Annotated in this window: 6 protein-coding genes; all 6 read right to left on the reverse strand. The window is 62.6% G+C overall.

The features are described from left to right. Nucleotides 1-74: 74 nt before the first annotated feature. Entirely contained in the window at nt 75-830 is a 756-nt protein-coding gene (locus IV498_RS13810; protein ID WP_269047495.1) for an MgtC/SapB family protein, read from the reverse strand. A gap of 89 nt (nt 831-919) precedes the next feature. Beyond that, a complete protein-coding gene (locus IV498_RS13815) occupies nt 920-2524 on the reverse strand; it encodes an inositol monophosphatase family protein (RefSeq protein WP_269047497.1) in 1605 nt (534 codons plus the stop codon). Beyond that, nucleotides 2521-3633 carry an ABC transporter ATP-binding protein gene (locus IV498_RS13820; RefSeq protein ID WP_269047499.1) on the reverse strand — a complete coding sequence of 371 codons (1113 nt, stop codon included), beginning with the start codon at nt 3631-3633 and terminating at the stop codon, nt 2521-2523. The genes IV498_RS13815 and IV498_RS13820 overlap by 4 nt, the downstream gene beginning before the upstream one ends. A gap of 68 nt (nt 3634-3701) precedes the next feature. Further along, the gene (locus tag IV498_RS13825) at nt 3702-4592 is read right to left on the reverse strand and encodes an ABC transporter permease (RefSeq protein WP_269047500.1); all 891 of its coding nucleotides are present in this window, start codon (nt 4590-4592) and stop codon (nt 3702-3704) included. Continuing rightward, on the reverse strand, nt 4592-5584 hold the full coding sequence (locus IV498_RS13830) for an ABC transporter permease (protein ID WP_269047501.1): 993 nt from the start codon (nt 5582-5584) through the stop codon (nt 4592-4594). Before IV498_RS13830 ends, IV498_RS13825 begins: the two co-directional genes overlap by 1 nt. Nucleotides 5585-5595: 11 nt before the next feature. Continuing rightward, nucleotides 5596-6756 (reverse strand): extracellular solute-binding protein, encoded by a 1161-nt coding sequence (locus IV498_RS13835; protein ID WP_269047502.1) that lies wholly within the window; start codon nt 6754-6756, stop codon nt 5596-5598. Nucleotides 6757-7137: the final 381 nt, after the last annotated feature.

The following is a 7137-nucleotide window of genomic DNA, read 5'->3' on the forward strand; positions in this document are numbered from 1 at the left end:
CCCAGCGTTCTTTTAGCCAGCGTATAGGTGTACGGAGTCATCTGGCCACCCGGCGGAGCCTAACTGAAGGTGCGCTATTCGGGTTCGTCATCGATGGACAGGCCGCGGACGCTGGCGATTTCGGACAGCCGGTGGGCGAGCAGATTCACCGGACTGGTTCCATTGAGCTCGAGTTCGACTTCCACAATGACTTCCTCGGCCGTGGACGGCTCGGCGTCCGGAGACTTGTCGCCGAGGACGCCCTGCAGCAGTTGCTCGTCAGTGTGCCGGGTGGTGAAACCCTGGATGGCAAACCCGAGCTCGGTGCAGGCCAGCATGATGACCCGCAGTGCGCCGGTGCCGTCGACGTAGCGAACCTGGATGGTGTGTTCGTTCAGTCTGCCCAATCGGGTTCGCGCGACGATAAACGGATAAAGGTAAGCCACCAGGAAATGGGTCAATGTCACGAACACCGCGGGGATGACAAGTCCCGCTCCCGCCGCCGTCCCGACAGCCGCGGTGAGCCAGATCGACGCTGCCGTGGTCAGCCCCCGCACCTTGTTCCGCCGCACGAACACCAAACCGGCTCCGATGAAACCAATCCCGGAGACGATCTGCGCCGCGACGCGGGATGGGTCAAGGCGCACCAGGTCTTTCAGCAGCACGTCGTCAAAACCGAATTTGCTGATCACCATGAATAATGCGGCGCCGGTACCCACCAAGGCATGAGTGCGCATGCCGGCGGACTTGCTTTTCAACTGCCGCTCGAAGCCGATCGCCGTGGACAGGACCAAGGCCAGGGCCAGGGCCAGGATTTGCGCTCCCCAGATGCTGGCGGGTGCTGCTAACACGAGCTCCAGCCTCCCTCCCGCCTGGCGATCGAATGAGTAGTCGAGACCCTAGCACGGGCCCTGATACCCCGCCAGCCGTACATCATGGTCTACTTGGCTTCCGCCCGGGCAGTTCGCCACACCTCGTAAAGTTCCTGCGCCGCCGGCGGGGACGCCGCCAAAATGCCCCCGGTGGACGGAAAGAGGTTGGGCACACCCTCGGAGTCAAGCACCACACCCCCGGCCTCCGCCACGATCAGGAGGGCCGCCAGATGATCCACCGGGCCGAAGGAACCGATGACCGCACCGGCACCGCGTCCAGCCGCAACGCCCACCACCGTCATGGTCCCCGATCCCATGATTCGCATGGTTGCATGCCGGCTCCCGAGCGCTTCGAGCATTGGGAGCATCCCCGGCCAGGCCAAGTGGGCAGCCAGTTCGGTGCCGACCACGGTGCCGCTGAGGGGATCCCGACCGGCATGGTCATCGTCGGGAATCCGGAGCGACTCACCGTTCAGCCGCGCGCCGTAACCGGCCACAGCTTCAAAAAGATCGCCGCGCCAGGGATCCGCGACCACGCCCAGCACCGGTGTCCGGTCGATGGCCAGGGCCAGGGAGAACGCCGTCCAAGGCACCCGGTTAGCGAAGTTGGTGGTGCCGTCCACCGGGTCAAGATACCAGCAGGGCACCCCTGCCGCCGCGGTGCCTCCCATTTCCTCCCCCACGAATCCGTGTTCCGGGAATCTGGCGGCGATAACTTCCCGCACATGACGTTCCACGGCCAGGTCCACTTCCGTGACCAGGTCCGCGGGGTTGGTCTTCGTTGATATTGCGCCGCGGTCCGCTGAGCTGGTGTACCCGATGGCCCACTCCCCCAGTTCATGGGCCACTTCGAAGGCCAGGGCCAACTCCGCCGAAGACAGCCGGGGCGGCGGTTCGGCACCGGCAGTGCTCTCCGGCGCGGATGCCACGATGCTTTGCAGCAGGGTCAGTCGGTTCGTCGTCACTGCATCCACTCCCAAATTAAGAACCCATTTCATCGCGTCCACGTCGTCCACGGTCCAGCAGGAAACTTTCCCGCCGGCAGCGTGGACGGCGTCCACCATGACCGAACTGAGCAGCACATATTCCGTATTCACATACTCCGGCTCGAGTTCCGCCAGATCGTCCAGCCCGGGGGCTCGGCGCTGATCCCACGGCAGCCAGATGCGCGCCGAACTGTCCAGGGACCGGATGATCCGCATTCCGGCCAGGTCCCCGCACCATGCAACCTCGACACCCGCCCCGGCCACCACAGCCTGAGCCGCCGCGGCCGGTCCGGGCTCGTCCATGTCGATGAGCAGGATGCTGCGTGCCGCTTTGAACAGCTCCAGTGCTTCGCTGAGCAGCGGAATCCGCTGCGCTCCGCCGCCCAACCGCGCCACGTCGGCGTAATCCACGGCCCGGATATCCTGCGGCAGGCCCCACAGCCGCTCCAACGTGGCGTCATGGAGCAGAACCACCTGTCCATCCCTGGTCAGCCGAACGTCGACTTCGACAAAATCGGCGCCTGAGGCGATCGCGGAGCCGATGGCGGCCAGGGTGTTTTCCCGGCAGCGGTCGGAATCCCCCCGGTGCGCCGTGACGCGCACCGGCCATGCTGGCTCAACGGGGCCGCTGCCAGGGTCCGTCAAGGGAAGGCCGACGACGGCGCCTGGCAGTCCGCCGTCTGTCACTGGTCGGCCGTTGCTTCGGTCCCGGAAACCAGCAGTCCGTTGCGGAAAATCATGGCCTTGCTGATCCGCGCATAGCCCCTGTCGCCCGGCGCGGGCGCCACGCCGCCGAGGTAGCTTCGCAGCAGCGCATCATCGCGTCGCAGGTACACCTCGGAGAAGTGGCCCCGCGGAACGATCCGTTCCACCGTCGCCGGCCGATAGCCGGGCAGTGCCGTGGCAGAGAACGCAACGTCTTCGGGACGAATGCCGACGACGTCGCTGCCCGATCCAAGAACGCCATCACGGTAACTGCCCTCGATCCGGTTCAGGCTGCCGATGAAGGTCGCGACGAACTCCGTCCGTGGCCGGGCGTACAACTCCCCCGGTGTGCTGTATTGCTCAATCCTGCCCGCATTCATGACCGCGATCCGGTCCGAAATGGACAGCGCCTCATCCTGGTCGTGGGTGACGATCAGTGTGGTGATGCCCAACCGTTGCTGGATTTCCCGGATGTCTTCGCGCACCTTCACCCGCAGCTTCGCGTCGAGGTTGCTCAGCGGCTCGTCCAGCAGCAGCAGGTCCGGCTCCTGCACCAGGGCCCGGGCCAGCGCGACACGCTGCTGCTCGCCGCCGGAAATCCGACCGGGCCGCGAATCCCTGTGATGCAGCAGATTGACCAGTTCCAAAACGGCATCCACGCGGCGGGCGATGTCCACTTTCGGCAGCTTGCGAAGCTTCAGCGGGAAGGCGACGTTCTTGAACACCGTCATATGCGGCCACAGCGCGTAGTTTTGAAACACCATGGCGCTGGGCCGCTTTTCCGCCCCGAGGTGTGCAACATCCTGGCCGGCGACAGCGATGGTTCCGGTGTCGGGAGCCAGGAACCCGGCAATCATGCGCAGCGTCGTGGTCTTTCCGCACCCGGAGGGACCGAGCAGCGAAACCAGCTCCCCTTCCCTGACGGAGAGGTCAAGATTGTCGATGATCGTCCGGCCGCCGAGCACCTTGGACAATCCGCGCACCTGCAAGCCGCCCGCCTCTTGCGCCGCGGATCCTGCGCCACCGTCGGCAACGTCGGCAACATCGGAAGCGGGAGCAACGTCAGTGGCCTCCGTCGACCGCTCCGCCATCGCGCGACCGTGCGATAGAGGTCTCGGAGGCGAGACGGCATCACTGGGCATGGACATGGCTAAAACCCCTATCGGATCTGGAAACCTTCGGCGAGCTGGCCACCCATAATATGCTTTCGGGCCAACAGCATCAGCGCAACGGATGGGATGGACAACAGAATAGAGAACACGGCCGCCACCTGCTTCGGATAATTCAGCACCAACGTGTACATTTCGGTGGGCATGGTGTAAAAAACCGGTGCGCCGACGAGGTAGGTACCCTGCGCCTCGTCAAAGGAAGCCAGGAAGGACATTACGACCGCCACCAAAATACCTGGCATCGCCATCGGCAGCGTCACGGAAAAGAACACCCGGAACTTGGAGGCACCGGCATCGCGGGCGGCCTCTTCGAGGCTTCGCGGCACGGCAGCGAAGGCGGCGGCCGGGATCCAAGTCATGAAGACCAGGGTGCCCAGCACATGGATGATCAATATCCCCGGAATCGTGTTAATCAGGTTAAGCGTGTAGAACAGCGAGGCGATGGTGGCAAACAGACCCATCTTGGGAAAAGCGTTTGTGGCGAAGAGCCCGATCAGAAAGGTTTTGCGCGCGAAGAAGTCATAGCGGGCAAAAGCATACGCGGCGGGCAGGCAGACGACGGCGGAAATCAGCACTGTCAGTGGCGCGAAGAACAACGAGTTCTGCACCGCGACGGCAAGGGCATGATCGCTGAAAACAGTTTGCCACCAGTGCAGCGTCCACGAGTCCGGACCAAGGTTGGGATAAGTCCAACTGCCGGCGAACGCGCGAATCCCCAGCCACAGCAGAGGGCCGAGGATGAACAGCAACATGAACGCAACGAAGAGCCCGACCAATACTTTGCCGACGATGGCGCTGGTCCGGTTAGCGGACACCACCGGGCGGCTGCGGCCCAATCGGGCGGCAGAGTCGGTCGCCGCGATGGTCGTAGATACTGCCATCACACCCTCCCCTGATCCTTAGCACTGCGGAAGTTCGCCCACACGTAGAATCCGGCAATCACCGAGGCCACCAGGAAGACGGCGATGGCCATGACCACGGACTGCTGAGGCTGGTTGAAGGAGACAAAGAAGTTCGTCAGTTCCACACCCAGCATGTTCGGCGCGTTGGGCCCGGTGAAATAAGGGACCGTGAACGAGCCGATAACGCCTATGGCCGTGAAGGTGGATGCGATGATGATCGGCACGAAGGCCATCGGCATCAGGATCGAGTAGACGATCCGTGGAAAGCTGGCCCCGGCATCCCGCGCCGCTTCGATCATCGCGTCTGGTATCGCCTGCAGCCCGGAGGAAATCATCAACACTGCGAACGGCAGCGAGGTCCAGACGGAACCGATGACGATCGCGACAGCGGTGTAACCCCATACCGGCCCCTGCAGGCCGAATTGCGCAAAAACGCTGCGCAGGAACCCGTCGGCCGAATAAAAGGTCAGGATGGCCCAAGAGGCGATCACCACCGGAATGAACAGCGGAATAATGGCCAGGCCGGAGAGCAGCTTGGCCATCCGGCCGTCCTTCATTTTCAGGTACAACCCGATGCCCATCGCCATGAACAAAACGATGAGCGTACTCAAGGCGGTGACGACGACGGTGACCAGCAAATCGGCCTGGAACCGTGAACTGGTAAACACCTCCTGATAGGCCGCCAGCGTTCCCCACCAGTTGTCGGCCTCATGAACATTGAGCCCTATGGTGGCCACCACGGAGTTCAGGCCACCGGTGAACCCGAGGCTGAATGCAACGGCAAGCACAATCGGAAAACCAACAAAGAGCAGGATCAGCAGAATCGGAGGCAGCGCAAGGACGAAGCCAAGGGGCGACAGCCTTGACGTTCTTTTGCCCTTGGGCTTCTTTGTGGAGGCAGACTTCCGCGGACCGTGCTGCTGTCCCCGGGATCCGGGGACAGCCTTCCGCTGCTGCGCCGTGGTGCTCACTCCGGCCGCCGCTACTTTCCAGGCACCTTTTGGGCCCAGAGATTGTTCAGGTCCTGCGTCATCTGGGAGAAGTAGGTGGGCCGCAGATTGTTGATGTCTGCGCTCTTGAACTTATCCTGCACGTCCTGGGGCAGCTTATCGAGGGGAATCACGGGATAGCCGGCGAGGCTGGTGCTCATCAGCGACTGGGCCTCGGGGCTGAGCACCCAGTTTGCCAGTTTCAAGGCGCCGTCCTGATGGCCGGAGCTCTTGGGGATGCCCAGATAGGCAGCACCGCCGGTAAACGAAGGATCGGAAATCTGGGTATAGCTAATGTTTGCCGGAATTGTACCGGTTTTCTGCCCGGTGATGAACTGATCAGACCAGACCGGAGCCATGGAAATCTGGCCGCTGGCCAGCAGCTCCAGCACCTGATTGTTTCCGTTGGGGTACACGCCCTTTTGGTACATCGAGGAGTTCAGGCCGGCAAGGGTCGCAAAACCTTGGTCCCAGTCCTTTTCGAGGTCCTTGGCATACCCAGTGACCATCTTTGCCCGGTCGGCCGCCGGCACGTACTTGTCCAGCACCGTGGTCACGAAGGACTGCCCGGACCCACCCGAATTGGGCGTGTTGTAGGTGAACTTCCCGGGGTTGGCCTTAATCCAAGCCAGCAGATCATCAAGTGTCTTGGGTGGGCTCGACACGGTCTTAGTGTTATAGGCCAGCAGAACTGAGGAGGCCCGGTAAGGAATCCCGCCGTTGCCCCCCGCCTTCACGATGTTTTGAGGCAAATCGGCCAACGGCGGGAGGTTGCTGCTCGAAACCTCGGTCAGCAGGCCGGCTGTGGAGGCCTGGGAGACGAAACCGCCGTCGACCAGGTCAAACCCAGGATCCTTTTTCTGCTGCGTGGCACTGGTCAGCTTGGCCATGGTCTGTGAATCGTGCTGGCCGTGCAGGTCGATGTTGACCTGCACCGAATAGCCCGGATTGGCCTTTACAAAGGCGGGCACCAAAGACTTCTGCCAGAGGTCCTGCACATTCGTGTCGCCGCTGATGAACACGGTCAGACTCTTGTCCGCGCCACCGCTGGCATTGTTGGCCGGAGACTGTGTACTGCTTTGGGCACACCCTCCCAACGCAAGGGCTGTCGCCGAGACCAAGGCCAATGAGGCTATCACGCCGCGTTTTTTCACTGCATCCTCCAGGGGTGCGGAAGGGAACGGCTCCATGTGGCCGGTGGTCGATCCGATTCAATCGCCATGGTCAAGAGCCTAGTAGAAGGCTACGACGCGGGTATGACATGCACAAGGATCTGTCAGGACATAATATCAAAGTGTAATCAAATGGTTGCCTGCCGCGGATGCCAGCGGTGCCGAGAGGCCGGCGGCCCAAGACGCAAATTACAGCCCACACTGGCGGAAACTCTTCGCCGCTGCTCGCGCTCCCGGTGGTTAGGCGGGGTGGTGGCTGGTGAGGTGGGCGTAGACGACGGTGTTGTCGTCGTAGAGGTTGGTGGCGGGGTTGTAGCCGCCACAGGTGATCAACCGGATTTCGGCCCGGTTGGTGTTGCCGTA

The organism is Paenarthrobacter sp. Z7-10 (assembly GCF_026932795.1).
GTDB lineage: Bacteria > Actinomycetota > Actinomycetes > Actinomycetales > Micrococcaceae > Arthrobacter_M.

Bases quoted from the DNA above. Each gene is read 5' to 3' on its own strand.
- IV498_RS13820 (WP_269047499.1), bottom strand. From the start codon at position 3,633: ATGGCGGAGCGGTCGACGGAGGCCACTGACGTTGCTCCCGCTTCCGAT.
- IV498_RS13825 (WP_269047500.1), bottom strand. From the start codon at position 4,592: ATGGCAGTATCTACGACCATCGCGGCGACCGACTCTGCCGCCCGATTG.